The organism is Gelidibacter japonicus (assembly GCF_010725055.1).
GTDB classification, from domain to species: Bacteria; Bacteroidota; Bacteroidia; order Flavobacteriales; family Flavobacteriaceae; genus Gelidibacter; species Gelidibacter japonicus.
Genome location: NZ_BJKB01000005.1, coordinates 239,754 through 265,462 on the forward strand (window position 1 = coordinate 239,754; position 25,709 = coordinate 265,462).

At 38.4% G+C, this 25,709-nt stretch carries 23 protein-coding genes; 12 read left to right on the forward strand and 11 right to left on the reverse strand.

From position 1 onward, the window contains the following. Window positions 1–114: 114 nt before the first annotated feature. From G6N06_RS07610 to G6N06_RS07620, 3 genes are all read right to left on the reverse strand, one after another. Window positions 115–1,443 (reverse strand): DUF4374 domain-containing protein, encoded by a 1,329-nt coding sequence (locus G6N06_RS07610; protein WP_163515508.1) that lies wholly within the window; start codon window positions 1,441–1,443, stop codon window positions 115–117. Between the two features lie 4 nt (window positions 1,444–1,447). Then, window positions 1,448–3,787: a TonB-dependent receptor gene (locus G6N06_RS07615; RefSeq protein ID WP_163515510.1), complete on the reverse strand. Its 2,340-nt coding sequence runs from the start codon at window positions 3,785–3,787 to the stop codon at window positions 1,448–1,450. Window positions 3,788–3,986: 199 nt separating this feature from the next. Next, a complete protein-coding gene (locus G6N06_RS07620) occupies window positions 3,987–4,529 on the reverse strand; it encodes a hypothetical protein (RefSeq protein WP_163515511.1) in 543 nt (180 codons plus the stop codon). A gap of 249 nt (window positions 4,530–4,778) precedes the next feature. Between G6N06_RS07620 and G6N06_RS07625 the strand changes: the two genes are divergently transcribed. The 8 genes from G6N06_RS07625 (at window position 4,779) to G6N06_RS07655 (ending at window position 12,746) form a co-directional block, all read left to right on the forward strand. Further along, window positions 4,779–5,798, forward strand: a complete 1,020-nt coding sequence (locus G6N06_RS07625) for a cytochrome-c peroxidase (protein WP_163515513.1) — start codon at window positions 4,779–4,781, stop codon at window positions 5,796–5,798. Between the two features lie 291 nt (window positions 5,799–6,089). Continuing rightward, window positions 6,090–7,571 (forward strand): potassium/proton antiporter, encoded by a 1,482-nt coding sequence (locus tag G6N06_RS07630; RefSeq protein ID WP_163515515.1) that lies wholly within the window; start codon window positions 6,090–6,092, stop codon window positions 7,569–7,571. Window positions 7,572–7,991: 420 nt separating this feature from the next. Next, window positions 7,992–8,702, forward strand: a complete 711-nt coding sequence (locus G6N06_RS07635; protein WP_163515517.1) for a DUF4488 domain-containing protein — start codon at window positions 7,992–7,994, stop codon at window positions 8,700–8,702. Window positions 8,703–9,444: 742 nt separating this feature from the next. Then, window positions 9,445–10,128, forward strand: a complete 684-nt coding sequence (locus G6N06_RS07640) for a PDDEXK nuclease domain-containing protein (RefSeq protein ID WP_262890104.1) — start codon at window positions 9,445–9,447, stop codon at window positions 10,126–10,128. Window positions 10,129–10,144: 16 nt separating this feature from the next. After that, on the forward strand, window positions 10,145–10,441 hold the full coding sequence (locus tag G6N06_RS20015; protein ID WP_262890105.1) for a PDDEXK nuclease domain-containing protein: 297 nt from the start codon (window positions 10,145–10,147) through the stop codon (window positions 10,439–10,441). Further along, window positions 10,434–10,997, forward strand: a complete 564-nt coding sequence (locus G6N06_RS07645; RefSeq protein ID WP_163515519.1) for a GIY-YIG nuclease family protein — start codon at window positions 10,434–10,436, stop codon at window positions 10,995–10,997. The genes G6N06_RS20015 and G6N06_RS07645 overlap by 8 nt, the downstream gene beginning before the upstream one ends. A 486-nt stretch (window positions 10,998–11,483) precedes the next feature. Continuing rightward, window positions 11,484–11,870: a hypothetical protein gene (locus tag G6N06_RS07650; RefSeq protein WP_163515521.1), complete on the forward strand. Its 387-nt coding sequence runs from the start codon at window positions 11,484–11,486 to the stop codon at window positions 11,868–11,870. Between the two features lie 27 nt (window positions 11,871–11,897). Further along, window positions 11,898–12,746, forward strand: coding sequence for an SMP-30/gluconolactonase/LRE family protein (locus G6N06_RS07655; protein ID WP_163515523.1), 849 nt, complete (start codon window positions 11,898–11,900; stop codon window positions 12,744–12,746). Window positions 12,747–12,982: 236 nt separating this feature from the next. Here the strand turns inward: G6N06_RS07655 and G6N06_RS07660 are convergent, their stop codons facing one another. From G6N06_RS07660 to G6N06_RS07675, 4 genes are all read right to left on the reverse strand, one after another. Beyond that, on the reverse strand, window positions 12,983–15,217 hold the full coding sequence (locus tag G6N06_RS07660) for a TonB-dependent receptor (RefSeq protein WP_205334739.1): 2,235 nt from the start codon (window positions 15,215–15,217) through the stop codon (window positions 12,983–12,985). A gap of 12 nt (window positions 15,218–15,229) precedes the next feature. Continuing rightward, window positions 15,230–16,519: a tetratricopeptide repeat protein gene (locus tag G6N06_RS07665; RefSeq protein ID WP_163515525.1), complete on the reverse strand. Its 1,290-nt coding sequence runs from the start codon at window positions 16,517–16,519 to the stop codon at window positions 15,230–15,232. Window positions 16,520–16,606: 87 nt separating this feature from the next. Then, window positions 16,607–17,155 (reverse strand): DUF4331 family protein, encoded by a 549-nt coding sequence (locus tag G6N06_RS07670; RefSeq protein ID WP_163515527.1) that lies wholly within the window; start codon window positions 17,153–17,155, stop codon window positions 16,607–16,609. 18 nt (window positions 17,156–17,173) lie between these two features. Further along, window positions 17,174–17,824 (reverse strand): DUF4331 family protein, encoded by a 651-nt coding sequence (locus G6N06_RS07675; protein ID WP_163515529.1) that lies wholly within the window; start codon window positions 17,822–17,824, stop codon window positions 17,174–17,176. Window positions 17,825–18,039: 215 nt separating this feature from the next. On the opposite strand from G6N06_RS07675, the gene G6N06_RS07680 reads away from it, so the two are divergent. Continuing rightward, entirely contained in the window at window positions 18,040–19,212 is a 1,173-nt protein-coding gene (locus G6N06_RS07680; protein ID WP_163515531.1) for an LETM1-related biofilm-associated protein, read from the forward strand. Here the strand turns inward: G6N06_RS07680 and G6N06_RS07685 are convergent, their stop codons facing one another. The 4 genes from G6N06_RS07685 to G6N06_RS07700 all read right to left on the reverse strand — a co-directional run bounded on the left by G6N06_RS07685 (window position 19,213) and on the right by G6N06_RS07700 (window position 22,412). Further along, a complete protein-coding gene (locus G6N06_RS07685; protein ID WP_163515533.1) occupies window positions 19,213–19,968 on the reverse strand; it encodes a LytR/AlgR family response regulator transcription factor in 756 nt (251 codons plus the stop codon). 152 nt (window positions 19,969–20,120) lie between these two features. Next, entirely contained in the window at window positions 20,121–20,435 is a 315-nt protein-coding gene (locus tag G6N06_RS07690; RefSeq protein WP_163515535.1) for a 2TM domain-containing protein, read from the reverse strand. Beyond that, complete coding sequence (locus tag G6N06_RS07695; protein ID WP_240338008.1) at window positions 20,435–21,754, reverse strand: 2TM domain-containing protein; 1,320 nt, start codon at window positions 21,752–21,754, stop codon at window positions 20,435–20,437. The genes G6N06_RS07690 and G6N06_RS07695 overlap by 1 nt, the downstream gene beginning before the upstream one ends. Window positions 21,755–21,788: 34 nt before the next feature. Continuing rightward, entirely contained in the window at window positions 21,789–22,412 is a 624-nt protein-coding gene (locus G6N06_RS07700) for a tetratricopeptide repeat protein (RefSeq protein WP_163515537.1), read from the reverse strand. 392 nt (window positions 22,413–22,804) lie between these two features. Here G6N06_RS07700 and G6N06_RS07705 point away from each other — a divergent pair, with 392 nt between their 5' ends. The 3 genes from G6N06_RS07705 (at window position 22,805) to G6N06_RS07715 (ending at window position 25,706) form a co-directional block, all read left to right on the forward strand. Next, on the forward strand, window positions 22,805–23,509 hold the full coding sequence (locus tag G6N06_RS07705) for an esterase family protein (RefSeq protein ID WP_163515538.1): 705 nt from the start codon (window positions 22,805–22,807) through the stop codon (window positions 23,507–23,509). Between the two features lie 73 nt (window positions 23,510–23,582). After that, on the forward strand, window positions 23,583–24,545 hold the full coding sequence (locus G6N06_RS07710) for an ATP-grasp domain-containing protein (protein WP_163515540.1): 963 nt from the start codon (window positions 23,583–23,585) through the stop codon (window positions 24,543–24,545). 66 nt (window positions 24,546–24,611) lie between these two features. Then, window positions 24,612–25,706: a carboxylate-amine ligase gene (locus tag G6N06_RS07715; protein ID WP_163515542.1), complete on the forward strand. Its 1,095-nt coding sequence runs from the start codon at window positions 24,612–24,614 to the stop codon at window positions 25,704–25,706. The last annotated feature ends 3 nt before the right edge of the window (window positions 25,707–25,709 follow it).

Consider the following 25,709-nt stretch of genomic DNA (forward strand, 5'->3'; position numbering starts at 1 on the left):
TACCTCTCGCATCTCGAGTGCTCTGAAAGAGCGAAACATATTAGCATAGTACGTAGACCTATGCTAATAAAAATCACCGACTCGCCATATAGCCCTGAAAGGGCGGCATACATATTATTCCCCGAGTTTATAAAACCGTGTTGGTCGGTATTTATTGGATATCTGCATCTCCTTTTTGAGTGCTCCTTGGCGATTGATGGAATAAACCCCATTGAAATTGGGAGCAATAGCATTAGGAACCACCATAAAAAGCCTATCGTCTACAATGTTGAACACATTCATCCGAGAGGCTGGATTGGAGGCTGGCACTTCCAATTTGACGTAATTTTCAGGGGAAACAGTATCAAATTCGTAATAGGACAGTTTTAAGCCATTCCTGGTTTCGACCTCTTCACTGGACTCAAATAAATAAGGGTCTTCGGATATGTGCAGATATAATTTATTATTATACGACATTATCGATTGCGCAATCCTACCCTCTCCAAACAACGATTCAATATCGATTTCCCAATTAGAATCAAAGTCGGTTTCTCCAGCCTTGATCCTAAAGATCTTTGAAGGGTTATGATTGTTAAACTGATTCCAGCCCCAAGAGCAGAAGTAAAGATTTCCATCCTCGTCCTTGGTCGTGGGATTATTTTCAGAAACAAAAAAGCCTACCGTTTTCACGCCGTTATATTGGATGATTTTTTCAAAACTAAAGGTCGGTATATCAATAACGGCCAAATAGAAGTTCTCTTCGTCTTCGGATATTAGATTAAAACTGGCCTCTTCTAAAAACACGACACTCACATATAATTTATCGTCTTTATAATCCATCACCAAAGAACCTGTTCTCACCAAGTTATTCCCATACTCATCTTCAAATTCCACATCTGGGCGAAACGCTTTGATAAAAGGTCGCAAATCCAAAGCCTCTCCCAATTGCATCGTCAAGGGATTGAAAGCCTGAATCGTTTGGCCGCCACTGTCTTCATTATAATAAAAGCCAAGCTGGTCATTTACCAAAGCCAATTTACGCGATGGAAAAAGATTGCCCTTACCAATATATATTTCGCTATCAATAAACACTTGGTCTGACGTATTGAGTGTGAGTCTAAAGAGTCCTGGCGTGGACGAATATCCTCTTTTATCCTTAGCCATACTGAAGATGAAATTCTTAAAAAACTGATGTCCTGAGGAGGTTGATGGATCAGAATTGACAAATATTTGATTGTCTTGAATGAGATCATATTGTTTTGCGGCATCCAATCCCTCCAAATTAAAACTAAAAAACCGCGTAATATCCGCCGTCGAGGCATCTTCCGTAGCTAGTATATAGTTATAAGAGGAATAGTCTGTTTTTGGATTTTTGTTCTCGTCGTCCAAATTGTTCACTTCACAAGCCACCATTCCCAAAAACAATAGACCAACACATGCTTTATATATCACTGAAGACTTCATACTCTTAAAAACTATAGGTTATTTTCATTCTAAAATGTCTGCCGGGGCTTTGCATTTTGAATTCGTTGTAAATATTCTCGTCAAAGGCATTTTTAAGCTCGACACTAAAAGATACACTTTGTTTTGAAAAATCGCGAACATAGATAAACCCCATATTGTGGGTATGCTGATTGGGAATAATTCGGCTGGTATTGATCTTTGAGGTTCCAAAAAGGCCTAAAAACCCATCCGGCTCAAATTGTTTTTCGATATAATCGAGATAATATTGATGTACATAAGAATAATCCCAAAAAAATGATAAATCGGTAGAAAGCTTCAACAACTCCTTGATATTATAGGAAGCACTGATATTTCCATAATAAAAGGGCATATTGGCAATCCTAGCATCTTTAAAATGTTGATTGTTTAAGTATTTATCTTTGGTCGATTGCAAACGAAAGTCATTCCAAGTCAAATTCCCAGACAATAGTAAATTGTCCACTGGCTCGTAATTGGCCTGCAACTCCACGCCCAAACCTTTCACATTATCAAGATTGAGATTGATGGCCTGATATTGGTTAAGATCTTTTAGACGAATCAGGTTCTGGGTATCGCGATAATAGGTGTTGATTTCAAATCCAAAGTCAGTAGCCGAATAAGAGTACCCTAAATTTAGGTTTTTACTTTCCTCTGGGGTCAATTCATAATTTGCTACAATAAAATTATTGTCACCAAACAATTCCTGCTGTTCTGGCAGTCTGAAAGTGTTTTCATAAGAGATCCGAACATAGCTTTTCTCATTGATATTGTATTTTAGGGCCTGTGAGAAACTCAAACCCGTATTGACCACTTCCTTATCCACAATGTTCTCTTCCAATGGATTGTCTGACGCATTATACCGACCGGCAAAATTGCCAAATAAAAACTTAAATTGCGTATTGGATTCCAATTTCCGATCGAAGAATTGGGCATTAAGGGCAAAATTGGTGATGAGCTTATCATAGGTCGTCCCGTTCAGATTTTGATCTCCTAGGTTGGACTTTCGCTTGTAATTGCTATAAACCGTATTATTTTCTATTTGAAAAAAATTCGTGATCAAATAGTTAAGATTGGTACGGGAGGTGAATTGCTCAAAGTTAGTGTGCATATAGCCATTCTGTAAGAGCATATTTCCCATCTCAGAAGACGAATTTGTAGTATGGGCAACCCCTTTCCAGTCATAATATACATTCTTTGCCAAGTCAAAAATTTCAAAATCAATATTGCTATAGACCAAAAACTGGTTGACGCTCAATTTGCTTTCGAAAAAATGATTCTTATATTTTAGGGAAGGAATAAAGTTACCGCGCTCCTGTCGGTAAACCTCTCCAAAAGGTCTGGCCCTGGAAAATGGGTCATTTTGAATATCTCTCTTTAGACCGTATGAATTGACTTTAAACTCAATCGACTCGGCCCATGATAATTGTCGTGCCTCTAAGGAAAACTCCAAGGAATGTTGATTAAATCCGTTGTGAAATAAGCGCTCTTGAATATAAGTCACTTGACCGCTATTGGGATCCTTATAAGGCAGGTTGTCAACTTTATAATTGTTTTTAGAATAGTTATAGAAACTATTGACACCGAGAAAAAGGTGCTCGTTCAATTTTATATTTGCGTTGGCCGTGGCGATATGGGTATTGAAAGATCCCGTTTCGTAAGACACTGTACCAGAAGTTTTTTTGCTGGTTTTAGGGACAATATTGATGGCACTGCCCAAAGCATCCACACCAATTTTTGTAGGCAACACGCCTTTGTAAATCTCTACGCGGCTAATGGCGTTGGTTGGCACCTTGGTCAAACCAAAATTGGAACCTAGATAATCGATAGGGATGTCATCATACAAAAACTTGACGGCATTGCCCGTAAATCCGCCAACGATAATATTGCTCGCAGATCCAAGACCCCCAACATTCCGTATTTTCACCCCAGGACTTTTATCGACCAAATCCTCAACAGAATTGGCACGCCTTGTATTGGCTTCCACCGAGATAATATTTGCTTTAATGGCGCTATTTTTCAATTTTTCGCTTAGGCTAAGCGTTCGCAGTTTTACCTCATCCAGATTATAAGTCATCATTTCGATGTGGAGGGTCACTTCTTGCACCTCACCTGCTCCAACTTGGACGTTTTTAATCTCAAATTGAAAGCCATCGTAAACGGGATAGATATTGTAAAAACCAGGAGGTAGATTATTAAAGGCAAATTCCCCTTCTTTGTTAGTCAGCGTGCGAGCGTTGGTTTCGACCAAACGAATTTCAACGTTTTCTATCTGGTCATCAAGTAAGTTGACAAGTTTCCCTCGAATCGTCCCGGTATCTTGAGCCATGGAAAACAGAGAGAAAAATAAAAAAAAGAAGCTTGTAAAATTCCTTAACATAGAAAGGTGGAGCGATTTAATTCTCCTGATTATTTTGTCCACCTCGGGCGCATTCTTAGTACCTCAAAATAATTAAGATAAATATTGAATGCGCCCGTGCAGACAATTAAAGCACCATAAAGACGCTTTTTATTGATTACTGTAATAGTTATTTAGGATCAAAAAACCCACAATAATAGGACTCACCATTAGCATCGGTCAGTTCTGGAGTTTTGGTTTTGTCAATTGGCTCTTTTACAAGCGTGAAATTGGCTTCAGATCCATTGCCCATTTTTGATTGGAAAGTCATCGTAACTTTGCCATCCACCTGCTTTGTTTTAATGTTTTCAGGGCTTAAACCAAAGTTGTAAGGAGGACTCATCGGGTTGGTTTGTACAATTTCGAAATCTTTGGAATCACCTTCCCAAGTCCAGTAATCCTGAGCATAAGGATCAAACAATGGTCGATCGGAATCACCTAAAATAAAATAGAATTTTGAATCGCTGTGAAATTCATAACCAGCAACAAGCTCCACTATACAAGCATCGCTGGCCGGTCTTCCACCTTCTTTCATAGTGATAAAATCCACATTGGTCAATCGCCATTCGCCTACTAAGCTGACCCTATCGTTCGCGCCATTATCGTCATCACTTGAACAAGAATAAAACACCAACCCAAAAACAAGGGCACTCAATAAAACTAATTTCTTCATAGAATTTGATTTTTTTAAATTTCCTGCAAATTTAAGCCTTATTTAGAATAAGACTAAATGGAATTGATAGTATTTCTAAAATATTTAAAACAGAGGTCAGAATCCAAAAATGACAATAGGTGAAAATAAAATCATAATATCGAAAAATAAACAATCTTCCTCTACTTAGCATGACGTTAAGTATGACAAAAGTCATTTGTTTATTCTATAATATTCTGTAATTTTAAAATCAACACTAAAATCATCATTATGAAAAAATATCTCTTAATCTTTATTCTCCCCGCATTTATGGCCTGTGGAAAGAAGCAAAAAGAAAAATCAGACGATAGGTATGAAGACCTGCATCCTATTGCCACAAATTTCTTCCAACCCATTTCTTCGCTTGACCTTGAAGAACCAGATGCCGATAAAGTAAATCTTGGGAAACATCTCTTTTTTGATACCCGACTTTCGGGAGAGGGAAATATCAGTTGTAACTCTTGTCATAACCTTAAAACATTTGGAGTTGACAACGAACGTTTTTCTCCAGGGGATGCACCCGGAACTGTAGGAGGCCGAAATTCGCCAACGGTTTTTCATGCGGCACTTCATAAAATGCAGTTTTGGGATGGAAGAGCTGCCGATGTTGAAGAACAGGCTGGAGGCCCAATTCTGAATCCGTTAGAACACAATATAAAAGATGAAACACAATTGGTCAACCGACTTAAGGCTGTTGAACTTTATCAGGATCTCTTTTCAAAAGCTTATGGGGATGAGGACCCTATTACCTTCAACAATTTAACCAATGCCATTGGAGCTTTTGAGCGGACCTTGATACCAGAAAGTAGATTCGATAAGTATTTGGAAGGGGATCAATCGGCGTTGAGCACAGATGAAAAGAAAGGATTGAAGGCCTTTATCGATTCTGGATGCATCACCTGCCACAGTGGTCCTGCCTTGGGTGGTCAGATGTTGCAGAAGTTTGGCCTGTTTCATGATTATTGGAAACATACGGAATCTGAAGTTGTCGATCTTGGACTCTATGATATCAGCGAAAGAGAATCAGAAAAATATTTCTTTAAAGTTCCAGGTTTGCGAAACATTGTCCATACCGCCCCGTATTTTCATGATGGATCTGTGCAGGATTTGGACGATTCGGTACGAATTATGGGGAAACTCCAACGGAATGTTGACCTATCGGATGAGGAGGTCAATGATATCGTTGCTTTTTTAGGTAGTCTTTCTTCTGATATTCCAGAGGATGTCAAACAATCCCCCTTTGAAATGTAAAGAAAATAAGAAGTCGAAATTTGAGAAAGCCAGTTGAAAAGCTGGCTTTTTTCTGTTGTTATACTTCAAAGCTGATCACTTCATTTATAATACATATAAAAAAGAATGAAGCAATATCAATTCTTAAAATCAAATACATCAGAGTATGCCTTTGAAGTATAAGGGATGCATACGGAATTATATTTTCAATCGAAACCAGTCTCTATATAAAATCCAACGGGTAATAAAGTTTATTTGATAAAAATAAAAAGAAGTATCTTCGCAAAAATCGAATGTAGGAAAGCATCAACTATGAGTTTGACCAGTGAAAATATATTATTAGTAGGTTCTTTATTGCTTTTTATAAGTATTATTGTTGGGAAAACGTCTTACAAATTTGGTGTTCCCACCTTATTATTGTTCTTGACCATAGGGATGTTGGCCGGTTCTGAAGGGATTGGCGGGATTCGCTTTGATAATCCAAAGAACGCACAGCTTATTGGTGTTATTTCGCTCAATTTCATTTTGTTTTCCGGGGGCCTGGACACCAATTGGAACACCATAAAACCCATTCTTAGGGAAGGTGTTGTTTTGGCAACCTTGGGCGTTTTGCTCACCGCTATTACCCTTGGGGTCTTTATTTACTACGTCACTGATTTCACCATTTACGAAAGCATGCTCTTAGGATCTATAGTGTCTTCAACAGATGCCGCAGCGGTGTTCTCAATTCTACGTTCAAAGAGCTTAGCGCTAAAGAAAAATATTAGGCCCACATTAGAATTGGAAAGTGGAAGTAATGACCCGATGGCCTATGTGCTGACTATTGCCTTTTTGACATTGGTCATCAATCAAGATCAGAGCGTTGCATCGGTCGTTCCTATGTTCTTACAGCAAATGATAGTCGGAACCATCGCAGGTTTTGGATTTGGCTATGCCAGTAAAATCATCATTAATCGCATCAATTTAGGCTTTGAAGGTCTTTATCCGGTTTTGGTTATTTCACTGATGTTCATCACTTTTTCGGCAACAGATTTTGTTGGTGGCAATGGTTTCCTGGCTATTTATATTTGTGCGGTTTACCTCGGAAATCAAGACATTATCCAAAAGAAAACCATTTTAAAAATGTATGATGGTTTAGCTTGGCTCATGCAAATTGTTCTGTTCCTCACCTTGGGGCTGTTGGTTTTCCCTTCCAAAATAGTACCGTATATTGGAGTAGGCATGCTCATCTCAGTGTTTCTGATCCTTATTGCTCGCCCAGTAGCCGTATTTGTAAGCTTGGTCTTCTTTAAAATGAAATTGAGAAGACGCTTCTATATTTCGTGGGTAGGCTTGCGCGGCGCGGTCCCTATTGTGTTTGCAACCTATCCCCTGTTGGCCGGAATTGAAAAGGCAGATATGATATTTAGTATTGTCTTTTTTATATCGGTGACCTCGGTTCTCATTCAAGGTACCTCATTGGGCGTTGTGGCAAAATGGCTGAGAGTAGGCATCCCGGAACAGGCAAAAAAAATCACACCAATAGACGAGCTTCTTTTGGATCTTCCGAAATCGGCACTACAGGAGTTCACAGTTTCGCCGGAATTTTCTCCAATAAATAAAAGAATTGTCGATTTGCATTTCCCTCCCGAAGCGTTTATCGTCATGATTAAACGCGGTGATCACTATATTCGTCCTGGCGGTTCTACGGTGATTAAAGCCAACGACGTTTTAATGGTGCTCGCCGATAACCCAGAAGATTATCAAAAAGTTGAAGAGTGTCTTTTCCATCCTAAATACGCTAAGACCTCATAATTAGACGTAAATAAAAGTGATTCAAGATGGGATCCTGCACCCATTATTTCTAATTACAGCACTGATTTCTTTTCAAACCTTTCTAGGATTTGTAGCTCCCTTAGTTTTTCATTAAAATTAATATACGGTCATGATCAATAGACCAATGGTTTGTCTTGCCACCAAAGAAAGACATTATTTCAGCCCATTAATACCGATGTTTTCCATTGACAACTTTTACAGTTGTGCTAAAGCATTGAAATAATGACCCTCACAAACGATTTTATACGCAATCACATTTGGATATTATCAGTATATTAGAGGATTGAATAGAGATTAATCTTCAATGTTTCCAAACTCTGAAGTATCAAAAGGTCTCTATCGTTTAAAAAGCAATTAAATAATATATGTCACCTAGGTGAAAAATAAAAATCTAAAGTCATGAGAAAAATAATTCCATCAGTGGTTTGCATGTTATTATCATTAGGGATTCACGCCCAAAGCATTATCGGGGCCTGGGAAAACCATTCCACTTCCGAAAATGGCGATCAAATTAAAAATGTAATGGTTTTTGTGGATGGATATCATGTATCAACGACATTTCACGCCACTACCGGAAAGTTTATTGAAACCCAAGGCGGTAGTTGGACCTTAGAAGGCAATATCCTGACAGAAACCATAGAATTTGACACCACTCATCCTGAACGCGTGGGTACTGAAATAACTTACAAAGTAAATGTCAGTAATAATGAACTGAAATTTGTTGACCAGAATCTGAAATGGACCCGAATAGATAATGGCCAACCGGGAGCCTTGCATGGCGCTTGGTTGATGTCTGGTCGTGTTGTAGATGGCAAGGCCCAAAAGCGGGATACCAGCGGTCCACGTAAAACGATGAAAATTCTATCTGGAACTCGATTCCAATGGATCGCCTACAATACAGAAACCAAACAATTTATGGGAACCGGCGGAGGCACCTACACCACCATAAATGGCGACTATACCGAAAACATCGAATTCTTTTCAAGAGACGATTCCCGAGTTGGTATGAGCTTAAAATTCAACTACGAACTAGTTGAAGGTCAATGGCACCACAAGGGTTTCTCAAGTAAAGGAGATCCTATCAATGAAATTTGGAGTTTGAGGGAGTAATTTTAGTTTTATCATTAATTTTCGCAATTGGCAGCTCAAAAATTTAAGAGCCACATTATTAGGTAATTTTCTTCCGGTCAACAGCATGAGGATGTTTGGATATGGACGGGTGTGAAAGCTTAAGAACCCAATGTTGTTTTGACTTCGGCACTGGTGATTATTACTATCATTTCTTGAGGTAGATATTTGAACCATTGGTTAAACGGTAGCGTGTTTTTATATCATGTTTAATTTATATCGATGGGTTGGGCGCATTGTTGGAGAAGCAATCTTTGATTTGCTCAATTCTGCCAATCTCTTTTTAACAAGTACGATTGAAGAAGATTTTATACACGACTAAAGTTGGAGGTTTTCTGTATATTAGAGGCTTTTATAAATGCCAGTAGATTTATCATAAATATCAATAATTGGAGTTTTTATTTGGTCACTTCTTAATTTAGAAAAAGAAAACAAAGTATTTTGCAACCAAGAAATCAAGAAATTTCTAAAGTACTGATTTTAAAATCAGTAAGAATTATTGAATCCTGTAAATTCAACAATGAAGGAAATTGAAAAACAAAGAAATGAGTCAAGTAAAATCTAAAAAACGTGTCACGGAAAGCGCAAGATTTTATTGATTCCCTAATTCGCCCAACGAAATAAATATGAGCCAAGAGTTATTTCTTAAAAACATGAGAATAAAAGTGTAATTAAAATTTATATCCCAATTCCGCACGCACTGCGTTCGCAATTCAATTCATATATGAGTCAGTTATCCAATAATTTCCTACTTGCTGTAAGGCAGATCATTATAAGCGCACAGGAAAAGGCTTTAAAAGCAGTCAATCAAGAGCGAGTGATGATGTACTGGCAAATTGGAAGGCACATTTTAGAAGAAGAGCAAGGAGGCAAAGAGCGCGCAGATTACGGTACTTTCCTAATAAAGAATTTGGCAGAAGTGCTGGAAAATGATTTTGGAAGTGGGTTTTCCATAAGACAATTAGAACTGTGCCGTCAGTTTTTTATCACTTTCCCAAATACGAACGCACTGCGTTCGCAATTGAACTGGACACAATACAAATTGTTACTTCGTATTGCGGACGAGGATAAACGCATTTACTATATAGAAGAAGCCTGCAATAACAATTGGAGTTCACGCCAATTGGAGCGACAAATCAACAGTCAGTTATATGAGCGTTTGCTGTTAAGCAATGATAAGGAGAAAGTACTGGCTGTAGCCAAAAAGGATGCTCAAGCTGAAAGTCCAAAAGAAATAATCAAAGATCCAATGGTGTTAGAGTTTTTGGGGCTTAAACCACAAGCTGCTTTCTATGAAAAAGACTTAGAAAACGCATTAATTTCCAATATGCAGTCTTTCTTGCTGGAGTTGGGCAATGGCTTTTCATTTGTCGCTCGTCAAAAGCGAATTCAGATAGAAGAACGATGAGTTTTTTGTAGATTTAGTGTTTTACAATCGCTTGCTTCGGTGCTTTGTAGTCATAGAAATTAAGACACACAAACTCACACATCAAGATTTGGGACAATTGCAGATGTATGTAAATTATTACGACCGCATCGAAAAATTAGATACAGAAAACCCTACCGTAGGCATTTTGCTTTGCACAGATAAAAACGACACTATGGTAGAATTTGCTTTACCGGAAAATAATACCCAAATCCTTGCTAGCAAATACCAGCTTTATTTACCTAAAAAGGAAGCGTTGAAAAAGGAATTCAAAAAAATAATTGACCATGAGTAAACAAGAGTTTTTTCCTGAAAAATCAGAAGCAACACCAACCATATATGCTTATAAATTATCTAATGATACCAGTCATAGGAATCAATTAAAAATAGGTTTTACCAATCGCACCGCCCAAGCACGTATTAGAGAACAAATTGGTGCCACCAGAGCCGAGTTTCAGATTGTAATTGAAGAAAATGCTATGCGCAATGACGGATCAGCTTTTACTGATTTTGACGTACATAATTATTTAAGAAAAAGAGGCTTTAAAAATCCTGATGGAGAATGGTTTGAATGTACAGAAGCTCATGTAAAAGTTGCACTTATTGCTTTAAAAAGCGGTGAGGAAAACGAAGAAAATCGCACGCTTAATTTCGCCATGCGACCAGAACATAAAAAAGCCGTAGAAGAAACTGCACACTATTTCAACAATTTTGATAGAACTGTAAGCACACGTACTCCTGAGTTTTTGTGGAATGCAAAAATGCGTTTTGGAAAAACTTTTACTGCTTATCAATTAGCCAAAGCCATGAACTGGAAAAAAGTGTTGGTCCTTACTTTTAAACAGGACTGAATGTCAAAGACTTTAAATTGCTTGTGAGTTTAGGCGTATTCAATAGCTCGTTGATGAATGACGCTGTATATAAGTTCAAGCGCTATGAAGATGCAAGTTTGGAATACACAGGAATTAATAGACATAAAGGACAAGCCGTTTGGGGGATATGACCCTGTGTTAAGTAGAGAAGATTATAACGAAATATTTGTAAATGAAGCATGAAGCCAATGCTCAGTTCAAGCAAGTGCCAATCCACGTTTCTACAATTATTTTGAGCCGGAAGCCAATGAACCCCAACATTGAAAATGAAAAGAAAAGCAGGATTGCACTACAACAACTATAATCTATGTTAGCGAAATTGATAACATGAAAGAAATCACATAAAACAAACCAAATTGAACACACAACATTTTGAACCATGAAAAATTTATTCATGTTTCTGACTTTCGTAAATGCAATTTCAATTAATTACTCCATATTTAAACCTATAATAACCACTCAAAAATGAAAATAAAATTTAAAAAAAGGCGACTCAGAACTTATTTGATCTTAGGGAGCATATGGGTAATCTTTGGGATTCCGGCCGTCATCTTTTTTCCAAACAACATTTTCAATTATGGGTATTTAATAATCGGGATTTTATATTTTGGAGTGTATCTTTTTGAAAATAAAAACCAATACCTCACCATTGAAAACGGAACGATCTCCAAAAATCATCTGATTCCAAAAAAAATAAATCTAAAGGACATCAAATCCATTAAACTATTTGCTGGAGATTATAAACTCAAAACCGATACTGATGAATTGGTCATCGATACAAAGCTTATTGAAGAAAAATCTTTAGCGGATTTAGAATTGGTGCTTAAAAAACTGAATTTAGAGATTACTTAAAATCACGATACATAAACAACATACAGAATGAAAATAATTATAAACCTAACGCTATTATTAGTCCTGACTACCTCATGCGCACAACAGTTAAAAAGTAGGGATTTTACTAAGGAAGGGAGTTTTACAAGTGGTGTTGAAGGACCAGCAACTGACTATGAAGGAAATATTTATGCCGTCAATTTTGAAGAACAGGGTACTATCGGGAAAGTCACTCCAAGTGGAGAAAGTTCCGTATTTGTGAAGCTGCCAAATGGCAGCATCGGCAATGGCATTCGGTTTGGCAAAAAGCATCAGATGTTTGTGGCGGATTATGTCAATCACAACATTCTGGAAATTGATTTGAGAAGAAAAAAAATCGAGGTCTTTGCCCACGAGCCAACCGCCAACCAACCCAATGACATCGCTATTGCCCCAAATGGCACTCTTTACGCCAGCGATCCGAATTGGTCAGACAATACCGGTAAACTATGGAAAGTAACCAAAGAAAACGGATTTGAATTACTCGAAGACAACATGGGAACCACCAACGGCATTGAAGTAAGTCCTGATGGCAAAAAACTCTATGTCAATGAATCCGTCCAAAGAAAAATATGGGTCTATGATATCCTTGATAATGGTTTTATAAAAAACAAACAGGAGTTTATTTCTTTTGACGATTTTGGAATGGACGGGATGCGTTTTGACGACAGCGGAAATTTGTATGTCTGTCGCTACGGGAAAGGAACCGTTGCGGTCTTATCATCTTCGGGAAAATTAGTGAGAGAGATAGAATTGACAGGCAAGAATCCCTCCAACATCACCTTCAGCAACGATTACCAAAAATGTTATGTCACCATGGCCGATAGGGGCAATATTGAAGTTGTAGAATTGCAATAGACACTTTGGCAAGTCCTGACTTTTTAGGCAAGGTTATCAATGTGATAGGTCTTGAAAATCATAGATTCGTTTAAACCAAGAAAGCACCTGACCATATTGCTATAGCCAGGCACTCTCCACTAACAAAAAACTCTAAAAAACTACCACAACTCACGTGGTATCATCGCAGAAAAGAACGGTGTTCCTTTCTACTAAAGTTAATTCCCTCAAATTAACAGCACTCAAAATCTTTCATTTTAAAATCTATAGGCAATCGTGCCTTTAATAAAAAACGGTGTTCCAGGTGTAAAATGGATTTCCTCTACCGATTGCGCTTCATTTTGAAGTCTTGATTCCGTGGCAAACTGGGTTTCATTCCAATCCACATCAAACAAGTTTTCAATGGCAAAACCTATAGTGATATTGTCAAAACTATAATTGGCATTAAAATCGGTGATAAAATAGCCTTCAGCCACTATGGAATTATCTTCATTTGCCGGTCGGTCATCGATAAATCGGTATCGCAACCCTCCAGAAAATCCTTTCCAATCATTGACGGACAAGCCTCCTGCCACCGTAAAGTTTGGCGCCAATGGAATATAGTTCTGGCCTTTCGGATCCTCAGTACTTCTGGCGTGGGTCAAGGTCAAATCGGTATCCAAGAACAACCAATCGTTAAACTGATACCTGAAGCCAAAATCCAATCCGTAACGTTCCGTTTTCCCGCTTGGTTCTACAATTCCGGCATCTCCAACATATACAAACTCTTGCTCTAAAAATAAATACCATAAAGTGGTATTGACGACTAAGTTTGGAAGTGGTTTCCAGATATCTCCCAAATCCACACCATACGCTCTTGGTAAAACATCTTTCCCCTGATTGCTCACCACCACGCGGGTATCATTGCTGTGAAAGCCGATTCCCGATTTTAAGAAGACTTGGTAATTGTCCTTCACATCCCAATAGAAATTCAATTTCGGACTCACTATTGTTTTTGTTTCAGACAGACTTTTGTATTCTGACTGTAATTGATCGGAGTATAAAAACTTAAAATAATCCAAGCGTAAGGCTGGAGCTATTCTGAATTTACCGAATTCAAACTCAGCATTTACAAAAGCGTTGACGTTTGTTTCATTCAAATCGCCCAATTGGATGTTTTCTAAAACCGTCTTTCTGTTCAAGGTGTGCGACAATTCGATATCACCCACTCGATCCTGTCTGAATCCCAAACCTGAAGTCAGCGTCAATGGCGTATCGCCCAAATTGGCATCATGAACAATGGTAGTGTTCAAACCAAAAATCTGACGGTCTTCCTTTTGCTTGATCTGATCGCCATTGATGGGATCTTCCAAAAAGAAGGTAAAGTTTGAATACAGCTCAAAAGCATAATGTGAGTAAAACGCATTGGTCTTAAACCTGGTGTTATTTGAGATGTATTTATTGAATTCCACATTCACATTGGTACGTTCCGTTTCGCCACCTTCGGTATCATCAATGGCACCAAATCTTGTGATGCTACCATCATCAACAGATCTTTGCGGAATTTGTCCAGAAGCGTCCCAACGACTTGTAAAATGTGACGCTGTTACCGATATCTTATCATTATTGGGCGAAAATGCGACGTACTTTCCAAAGATATTGACGCGGTCAAAGTTTTGGGGCGACACGTATGGGCCATCATTCGCCATATATTCTGCGGCGATGTAAGCATTTTGATTTTTTGTATTCTCCAAAAGATTGAACAATCCCAAAGTGCGTAGGCTATTGAATTGACCCGCCGTTACAGAGATTGAATTTTCTTTTAAATAATCTTTCGTTGAGAAATCAATATAGCCAGCAGTTGCAAAATTTCCATGATTGGCATAATATGGTCCTTTCCCAAAATCAATTTTATTCACGGTTTCTGGAATCAAAAAGTGCAGATCACTATAGCCCTGTCCGTGGGCATGAGACACCATATTTACTGGCATACCATCTACTGAAATGGAAATGTCCGTCCCGTGATCAATGTCAAAGCCCCTTAAAAAGATTTGTTCTGCCTTTCCTCCACCCGCATGCTGGCCAATGACCAGCCCTGGAATTTTTCGCAATGCCTCCTGAGACGAGTTGAGCGGATTGGTATTCAAATCCAACCGACTGATTGTACTTACAGGATTCAGCTCTTCAGTCAGTACCATCTCATCCAGTTGAAAAACTTTCTCTTCAAGAACAGTGGTAATGATCTCGTTAAAATTGGAAGTGTTCAATACAATGACTTTTGTTGCGTAGCCCAGCAATCCTATTTTAAGACTATCTCCTTTTGTATTATTATCAATAATGAACAACCCATTTTCAGAGCTGTGCGCATGACTTTTACTGTTGAAATTATAAATATAAGCGGCTTCCAACGGTTGGTTTTTGGCATCTGTAATTTTTCCTTTAATCTGTTGTGCTTGGGTCATAGCTATGCCACCCAACACCGCTAATAGTGTTGTTAATTTTATGAGGTTCATATCTATTTTCTTTTATAGTTGGCTTACTTTTTCTGCCATTAGTGGTCCCAATTCATATGTACTGTCCATTAAATCTGGTTTTAACCCTTTTACTTCATCAAGATAGCCTGAGGCTTTTAAAATCTCTGCGCTGTGGTACAACGCCAAAGGCTCTGAGGTAAATCCCAACACGTGATTTCTGGTCAGATTAAGTGCCTCTTCCAACTGTCCGTTTTTAAAGTAAGACCAGGCCAATAAATCATAGGAATGTGGCGTAGGACGGTTTTCTATTTCACTTTTTGAAATAGCAATAGCCTCTTTCAAGTTCTGATTTTCCTGAGTGTACAATAGTACATTGTATTGATTATACATATCGCCGTAGGCCTTATTTTTAACCGCCTCTATATATAATGCCAGTTGTTCATCTTTGGCCGCCATATCACCTTTGAATTCATGAATTTCAGATTTCAACAAATAATAATCTGGTGCATGATAATCTCTCATCACCGAATTTAAAATACGTAAGGCTTCGTCAGGATTTTTTTCATGGGAATAGACAATCCACGCAATGCCCTTTTTAGCATAGGCATCGTTTGGATCCAATTCCAAAGCCATTAAATAATGAGCATAGGAATCGTCAATTCTACCCGCATGACCATAAAAATCAGCTAAGTTGGTATAAGACCATTGTTTGATCCCTTTCATATTTGACGACTCTGCAACAGTTTTGGCTTTTTCCAAATAAGTAATGGCCGCATCCAAATTACCTATATGATCACTCCATTTGGCCAGTCGGATCAAATAATCAAAGTCCGACATGTTTTCAAATTTCGCCAGATAGGCTTTGGCCATTTTATAGTTTCCCAATTCTAAATGCACATCAAATAGCATTTTTTGCGTGCCTTTAAGATTATCACCATTCATTTCTGCTTTGTTTAACAATTGTAAGGCTTCCTTGAATTTGTGTTGGGATATATAGTTGGCCGCTAAACTTTTCATCGCGCCAGACGATTCATGGTTTTTTGATTCGTTGAGTTGGATTAGGTTCTCTTCAGCTAACTTTAGATAATCGATTTTTCCTGTAGCGGCAAACATCGAAGCATAAGCATGTGCAATTTGGCTGGAGTAAGAATAGGGGTTATGGGCTTCTTCTGTTTTCGCGGTCCAAAAGGCATATTCCTTTTCTGCATCCATCAAATTTTTATTTTCTGCAAGTTCCAGATAGTCGTTGTAATCTGAAACATTGGTGACTTTATTAGGAGATGTATTGCAACTGCTTAATATCACCAGAAAGCACATTGCCAAGATATATTTTGAGTTCATGAGATTGTTTTTTGTGAGTTTTTTGTCTTTGGTTTTTTTAAATAACCCTGAAATAACTTGGGGAGATTATTTCAGGGGATGTTGATTCTACATATGTGGCGCTGCCAAATATGGAAATGAACTTAAGAATGGTTTGTCATTCGCATCCACATGATCACTTGTTACAGGACCATTGTCCGTACCCATTGGGCCACCAAAGATCAATAGTAATTCAACATCAATCACGTCATCGGCCAAAGCACGACCGGTCAGCACATTGGTGCCATCAAAAAAGGTGGTTGTTCCATCTAAAGAAACTGTCAAAACATCGGTGGCTAAAGCTCCTGTAAAGGTTGCTGCGTCCATACCCAATGCATTGGTGGTATAACCAGGATTCAATGCCAACAATCTACTTTCAAAACTTGATTGGTAGGCAGCACCCTGATTGGAAGGCACAGTAACATTAAAAGCATCCTTTTGGCCCATGGAAACAAATACCGTGTTGATTGCTGGCCTTGCCATTTGATCTTCTTGGATATAATTCCCAGAGAAGTCAGGTCCTGAAGGTTCTTTAGAGTCGTCGTCATTACTACAGTTATATGCAGTAAGAGAAATTAATACTGCGATTGCAGCTATTTTTATATTATTGAATTTCATAATTAAGTTTTTTAGAGTTTATTGTTTTCTTTTTGTTTCAACCCATGAGTTGATGTTTCCCGAACCACCAATCATTGTTTTTGGTACTTCCACTACCACTGACAACACGTTGGTGCCTTTAAATTTATCTGTTCCTGGATCGTTAAAGCCTGTAGCAGTGCCTGCCAAAATAGCGTTGAACTGGTCAAAGTCAAAAAAGAATGGATCATCACGCGGACCAGCAAAAAAGCTCTTCCCTGCATTGGTTGCCACCACAGCATTAGCACCTGCTGCTGTAATCCCTACACTTGAGGACATACCTGAAGTACGCACAGTACTCATCAAACCTGCTTGAGCCGGTGCTACGGGACCGAAGAAATACATTTTGCCGTCTTTTGGAATGGCCTGGATGACTAAATCCTCAACCGCGTCACCATCGGTATCAATGTTGATTTCAATCATCGTGTTCTCATCAAACTTGGCATTTTGTGTTGCTGTAGGCGATAAAAGACCTTGAACGTTCGCAACAAATACGATGTTGTTGTTATCTTGCCCCTGAAAGGCATAAAAATCGGTAATGTCATTCGTTCCACCGGTAACTGCAGGAGCGTCAATATGATCTGCTGCAATTGCGAAGAAGCCCGCTACCGTAATAACTGCTACTCCTACTAAAATTTTTGTTTTTTTCATAATTTGAGAATTTTTGTTAATTATTTATGTCTCTGTGCATACCTACGGAAAAATGAAAAAGACGGTTTTGTAAAAACTCAATTAAAGTGAAAAAAAATAAGATTAGACCTTTTAGTAGAAGAAGAAAACCTGTTTTTTCATTGGTAGGGATGGCCAAAAAAATAATACTGAGCTCAATAAATTAAGTATCTTTGCAGCCTAATTGATTGACGACTATGAATCCTTCTGCATCAGGCTGGATAAAAAAACTGCTCAACGAAGTTTCTACAGAAGAAACGTTCGTGAATAAACCTCTTGAATTGTTCTATCAAGAACTCAAGTTTTGTGGTTTTATCTATGGGAGTAATGTTGGTATTGTAAGTGATGTGGTTCCTAAAAATGACCTCACTGATGAGGAGTTGTGCAAAGCCAATCTTATTTTGGCGTTCTTTTATTTTTACGAAAACAACCCTTCCGAGGAAAAATTCATTGACAGTGTCATCAATTTCTATAGTGCCATTACGGTAAGTAAAACCTCGATTTTTGATGCCATCCTTGGTAAAAAGAAGTCTGCCGCACTTTTGGAAGAACTGATCCATAAGCGCATTCATATTGATGACAATATCTTTACCAAAAACTTTAATTATTTTATTATCAATGCACTTCTGTTCGTTGATTTGCTGGCGTATGAAAAGTTTTTAGAAACCAAAACTGTTTCAGATCAGTATTTACAGACAATTGAAAGTGCTATAGAAACTATTGTGATTGAAGTTTTTGAATCCAAGCATCAAAAGAGCAAGTATGATGATAGTTTGACCAAGTTATTCATGGCCTCAAGACGCTACCACAATGACGATCCTATGGATTATGGCGATGCGATCAATGCACTTAAAACATCATTAGAAAAACAATATACCATTGACCTGGCTTGTATGGCATCTTGGACAGATAAAACTGTTGACCAAAGCGAGAATAAGTTCTTGACCCAATTTTGCAGTCATTTAGACCTTGATCCATCCGTTTTAAAACAATCCATTCAGGATATTGATAACTTTTATTCACGTAATGACAACCGTATTGCCACTTTAGGCTCCAAGAATTTTGTTCAGAGTTTTTATGACAATTCCAGTAAGATGGTCATCAAGCTCATTAGCAGAAACAGCAAGCGTCTGGTTAAGGAACTTAGGGAAAGTAAAGAATTAATGGTGTTGTTGACCCAGTCTACCCAAAGAGATCTGACCGATGAAGAGCATAGAAAAATTCAAGAGCAATTGTTGGATATTTTTAAGTCCATTCCCAGTTTAGCCATATTTATGTTGCCCGGAGGTGCTATCTTATTGCCTTTGTTTATCAAGTTTATTCCAAAGCTACTGCCATCGGCGTTTGATGACAATCGCATTGACAATTAATTATTCGAGCCACTCCCTAAAGTTCTTGACCCGTTCTCTTGCCACAATGATGTCGTGTTCAGTGAAATTCTTTAATTTGATCTGGATCCTTGAATTGGTATAACTGATCATGTCCTTGATGGCATCAATATTCACGAAGAATTTTCGACTGACCCGAAAAAACACATTCGGCTCTAAATCGGGCTCCAATTGTTCCAAACTGACATCCAAAAGATAATTTCTTCCGTCGCTGGTATAGGCATAGGTACCTTTATTCTCGCTGTAAAAACACTCAATATCCTCAGCGGCGATCAACTTCAAATGCTGTCCAATTTTAACCGAAAACCGCTTTTTATAGGCCCGATCCAACGGATTGACCAACATTTTACGGATGTCGTCAAAATCAAGTACCACCGATTTCTGTATCGGCAGGCGTGTCTCATATTTTGTGACTGCCCTTGCGAGATCCTCTTCATCAATCGGTTTCAACAAGTAATCAATACTATTGAGCTTGAAGGCCTGCAATGCATAGGCATCATAAGCGGTTGTGAAGATGACCGCAGAATTGATTTTTATAGCTTCAAAAATCTCAAAAGACAGGCCATCACTTAATTGAATATCCAAAAAAATCAAATCGGGATGCGCGTTTTCTGAAAACCAAGCAATGGATTCCTCAACAGAATGCAATAAGGTATTCGCTTCTATCTGTAAGTTGGCCAACATACGCTGCAAACGACGTGCGGATGGTTTTTCGTCTTCTATGATGATTACGTTCATTTTGTATTAGGTATTAGGCATTAGGGATGAGGGATTAGGGATGAGGCATTAGGGATTCCCGATTAGGTATTGATTATGTTGCTAATTGTGGAATCTTGAATCTATATTCTTGATTCTTGATTCTATATTCTTAAATCCCGAATCTCAAACCCTCATTCCCACTTACTTTTGCGTTCCTTTTCCATCAGTTCTTTTATTTTTCGCTCTTCCCAGTTTTTTCCTAAGACGATATATGGCATAAAAACCGACAGACCATGTGCCAAAAGTCCGATGCCCCAAAAAAACAGGGTGGTGAAGTTCTGCCACTGAAAATAACTTTCGCCTGGGTCCAATCGCTGCACATTCACTACTACAATCATCAAATTAATCACAACATAAACCAAGAGGTGACTGTAAAACCCAGTGATTCTTTGCACGCGTTTCTTTGCGCGCTCATAGCGTTCCTTTTCAAAATAATTCATTTCCATTAGTTCCATGTTTTAGTCTGCTGTTCTTTTTCCAAGATTTCCTTTATTTTTCGTTCTTCCCATTCTTTTCCGTAGCCAAATACACCAAAGGCATGAAAGATGACGCCCATCCCCCAGCCCAACATTGGGAACCAGAACCATTGATAGTCCCATGAGGTTTTGTAGTTTATAAATATTAAAAATGGGATGACTACGCAATAGGACACTAAATTCCCAAAAAATCCTTTAATGTCTTCCACTCTCTTTTTTGCCCGTTGATAGGCATCTTGTTCGTTATATAATAGTTTTGTTTCCATGATTGAAATTTGTTTGGTTAAGATGGGTATTTTCACCTTAAAGAAGGCATTTGATTCGTCAATCAACACCTTGCGTTTGGTTAAAATATCATATCTATTGACAATATTTTGGAGCCCTACCCCTTTTCTGGTTTGAAGGACTTCTTTTTTCTGTAAATTATTCTGCACCACCAAATAGTTATCTTCCACCGTGATTTTGATGTGCAAGGGTTTTGATTCGCTCACGGTATTATGCTTAATGGTGTTTTCCAAAAGCAATTGCAAGGACAAGGGGACCACCTTGGCATCTTCATTGTTGAAATGTTCTGGAATTTCAAAAGTAACACTGTTTTCAAAACGCATTTTCAACAAGTTCATATAGGTTTTGGCAAACTCTAGTTCCTCAGCAACCGTAACCAATTCCTTATCCTTTTGTTCTAAAACATATCTGTAGATCTTGGATAACGACACCGTAAAACGTTGGGCGTTATCAGGATTTTCCTCAATCAACGAGGTCAATACATTCAAACTATTGAACAAAAAATGAGGATCTATTTGATTTTTTAAGCTTTCAAATTGCGCACTGGCCGTATTGGCTATAACTTTCTGTTCCTTTATCTTATTTTGTTGATACCGATTATAGAAATAAACAAAATGAAAAATGATAACAATGGTCAGGGTAATCCATAGCCCAAAGCTGAAGTTCCTCCAGTGTTGCGTTTGAAGAAAGTCAATCAGCGAAACCCCTTTATAAAGGTAATATTGAAAGCCATTCAAAATAAACAACCCAGCCATCGTTAGGATTACCGAACCGGTAATACCCACAAGAATACGTTTTAGGCCATCCTCCTTGTTCCATTTTAACTTTTCGAGATAGGCGAAATAATAATAATTTGAATATCCCAAAAGAAATGCATAGAGCTGATAAAAACCAAAGTCAACTAAGAATTCATTGATCGTTTTATAATCAAATCCGTTTGACAAAAAATTTCCGATCACATATACAGCACAACCTATAATAAAAGTGAGGAGTATATTTTTCATGGATTTGCCCATCATAATCTCGGTCTATGGTGTATTAGTCGTTGCAGGATTTCAATACGGATTCGGCATGCTTTTGCCCCCAGTTAGGATAAAAAGCAGTTTCAGGCTTAAAGTTAGCAAAAAGTTCAATGGCTTTTTCCACATCTTTACAAAATGGTTTGGTATCCTGCCCAAAATATTTTGCGCTTCCCATATTCCATTCGGCTCTAGCAAGGACCACCATTGGGTTCTCTGGCGCCATGGCAAAAGCTTTTTCATAAAGATCCGATATCTTAGCAGAATACTTCATCCCATAGGTCATCCCGTCAAAGGCCACCCAATTGGTCAAGACTTGTGCCTGCATGACCAACAAATCGGCGTTGTACTTTTCGATGGCCATGGCATCATTGAGAAAGTTTTGCGCTTTCTCCAATTGCGCTTTTAATTTATCGGCGTCCTTTTCTTCCCAAGATTTCAAACTGTTCATTTGGGCAATATAATAATTTGGCAACCAAGCATTAGGTTCAGCTGCAGCAATACGTTCAAAAAGCTGCTCAGCCTCGTCCCATTGATTGTTTTTCCAAAGCTCAAAAGCTTTTTCCATGCCTTTGTCATAAGAACTTTGCGCAGATAAAATTCCTGTCACAAATAATACGGTAATAATAATTAGATGTTTCATTTTATTGGATATTGGTTTATGGAAGCAAATATCCATTTACTCTTTAAATCCTTAAAATCTGTAGGTCTGAACTGTCATATTTGAAGGATGAATTGTAAATTAATGACTGCCAAAGCATTCACATCTAAATTGGACTAGGCTAAACCATAGACTCATTATGAAATTAATCCACTTTTAATCTTAAAAAAGATTCCAAAAAATTAAGATTCCTCCGTATTCTTTAAGATTTTCACAAAAATTTAAGATTCCTATTGGATGCTATTGTATTTATAATTAAAAAAAGTATATTGTTGTACTTGTTTAAATATAAAGAAGCCAACACAACTTCTACACTGTAAGAAGCATCCGTTCACATTTTTCAGCTTTAGCCTAACCTATTAAAAAATAAGATATTGAAAGAACAACATCACAAATGGTATTCGCCAACCCTCAGTAAAGACATAGAAATGCTTGTTTTTGGGCATTCAGGGTATCCTGTCATACTTTTCCCTACAACTATGGGCAAACACAATGAATGTAAGGACATGAAACTTGTGGAATCCGTCCGATGGTTTGTTGAGCAGGGCAAAGTACAGATTTACTGTCCAGATGGCATCAACGAACTGAGTTGGTATAACAAACAAATCCATCCCGCACAACGGGCAAAAAACCATAATTGGTACGATCAGTTTATATTGAATGAGGTGGTCAATTCAATTTGTCATCAGAAAGGTATGCCAAAAGTGGCGGTCGCAGGTCCGAGTTTTGGCGGTTATCAGGCGTCAAATTTCGCATTTAAACATCCTGAGAAAGTCAGCCATATGTTCAGTATGAGTGGGGCATTCGATATCAAATCGTTTGTAGGCAACCACTATGACGACAATGTATTTTTTAACAACCCTATAGATTACCTTCCGGGGAACAACCATCCCGATTTATGGAAAATGAAAATCATTCTTGGAGTTGGCGAATGGGATATCTGCCTGGAAGCCAATGATCAAATGGCCAAAATTCTGCACGACAAGAATATTCCTTTTTGGTACGACGTACGCAAATGGGCAAAACATGACTGGCCTCTATGGCGACAAATGTTTCCGGAATACCTTTCAAAGCTTTAAAAACTAAAAACAAACAACCAAAACAACTATTAAATAAATTTTCTCTGTTGAGGAAATGATAAAACTTAAATTTATGAAAAAAATAGGCATCCTATTCGGACAAGAAAATACCTTCCCACAAGCATTTATTGATCGCGTCAATGAAAAGAAAGTCAAGGGAATTGTAGCGGAAGCGGTTTCCATAGATATGGTAGAACAGGCTAAACCCACAGATTATGCGGTTATTATAGACCGGATTTCGCAGGACGTTCCATTTTATCGGGCTTTCTTGAAAAACGCGGCCATTTCAGGAACCGCAGTTATCAACAACCCTTTTTGGTGGAGTGCCGACGAAAAGTTTTTCAATAATGCCTTGGCAGAAAAAATAGGTGTTCCTGTTCCGAAAACCTTCATATTGCCAACCTCGCATCGTCCACCGGACACCGATGAGAACTCTTTCCGCAATATGAAATTTCCTTTTGCTTGGGAACATATGTTTGATACCATTGGCTTTCCAGCCTATATGAAACCTCATGATGGCGGTGGCTGGAAGAGTGTGTATCGGGTTGAAAACCCTCAGGATCTCTGGAAGAAACATGCCGAAACAGAGAATTTGGTCATGATGCTGCAGGAAGAAATCAATTTTACGGAATATTTTAGATGTTATGTCTTGAATACGGACAACGTCCATATCATGCAGTACGAGCCAAGAAATCCGCACCATTTGCGCTATGTCATTGACGGACCTCCTGTGAAACAAGAGATTTTGGACTTGGTCAAAAAATACTGTATCCGTCTGAATAAGGCATTAGGCTACGATTTTAACACGGTAGAGTTCGCTATACGCGACGGTATTCCATATGCTATTGATTTCTGCAACCCAGCACCAGATGCGGATATCAACTCGGTAGGCCAGGAAAACTTCGACTGGATTGTCGAAAATGCTGCCAATATGGCCATTGAAAAAGCCAAACAATATAAGAAAGACAAGATGAACCTTACCTGGGGTACATTTGTTAAAGATCAGATTACAGGTAAAAAGACTGTTTTCAAATAGAAACTCAATTACCTTTCGGGCCGAAATTTTGGGCCGAAAGATGATCATAAAAAACCAACCGATAATATGAAATTCACATTAGGCATTGAAGAGGAATATCAGGTCATCTGTCCAAAAACTCGTGAACTCATTTCCCATGATCAACAAATTGTTTCCCAAGCGGCAAAAATCTTAAATGACCAGGTCAAGGCAGAAATGCACCAAGCAGTAGTGGAAGTTGGCACCAATATCTGTCAGGATATTCATGAGGCCAGAGAGGACCTTACCCATTTGCGTAAATCCATTTCTGAAATTGCCAACTCTTTGGGTTTCAAGATTGGTGCTGCGGGAACACATCCATTTACAAAATGGCAGACCCAGCTGATAACGCCCAACCCGCGTTATGATGAGATTGTCAACGAACTTCAAGATACGGCACGTTCTAACTTAATTTTTGGGCTCCATGTACATGTGGGGATTGAAGAAAAGCAATTGTCCTTACATTTAACCAACGCCATGCGTTATTTTTTACCGCATGTATATGCCTTATCAACCAATTCGCCGTTTTGGGAAGGCCGCAATACGGGTTTCAAATCGTTTCGTTCAAAAGTTTTTGATAAATTTCCGAGAACAGGAATTCCAGGAGTCTTCCAAACTGTTGCCGAATATGAGCATTATATAGATATCTTAATCAAAACGAAATGTATTGATAATCCAAAGAAAATATGGTGGGACATTCGTATGCATCCGTTCTTCCCAACCTTGGAAGTACGTATTTGTGATGTCCCCATGACCATTGAGGAAACCCTGAGCATTGCCGCATTGATCCAGGCCTTGGTTGCCAAACTTTATAAGTTAAGGACCCAGAATCTTAACTTTATGCTCTACCACCGCGCCTTGATCAATGAGAACAAATGGCGGGCCAGCCGATACGGACTTGATGGCAGTATGATCGACTTTGGCAAGGAATGTGAAGTAAACACAAAAGATTTAATGCTCGAATTGCTTGATTTCGTAGATGATGTTGTGGATGAGCTCGGTTCCCGAAAGGAAATAGAACACGTTAAGACCATGATCAAAAACGGTACAGGAGCCGACAGACAGCTTGCCGTTTTCGAAGAGACCAAGGATTTGACTAAAGTGGTGGACTATGTTATTGAGCAGACCCTTTTAGGAACTTAGAAA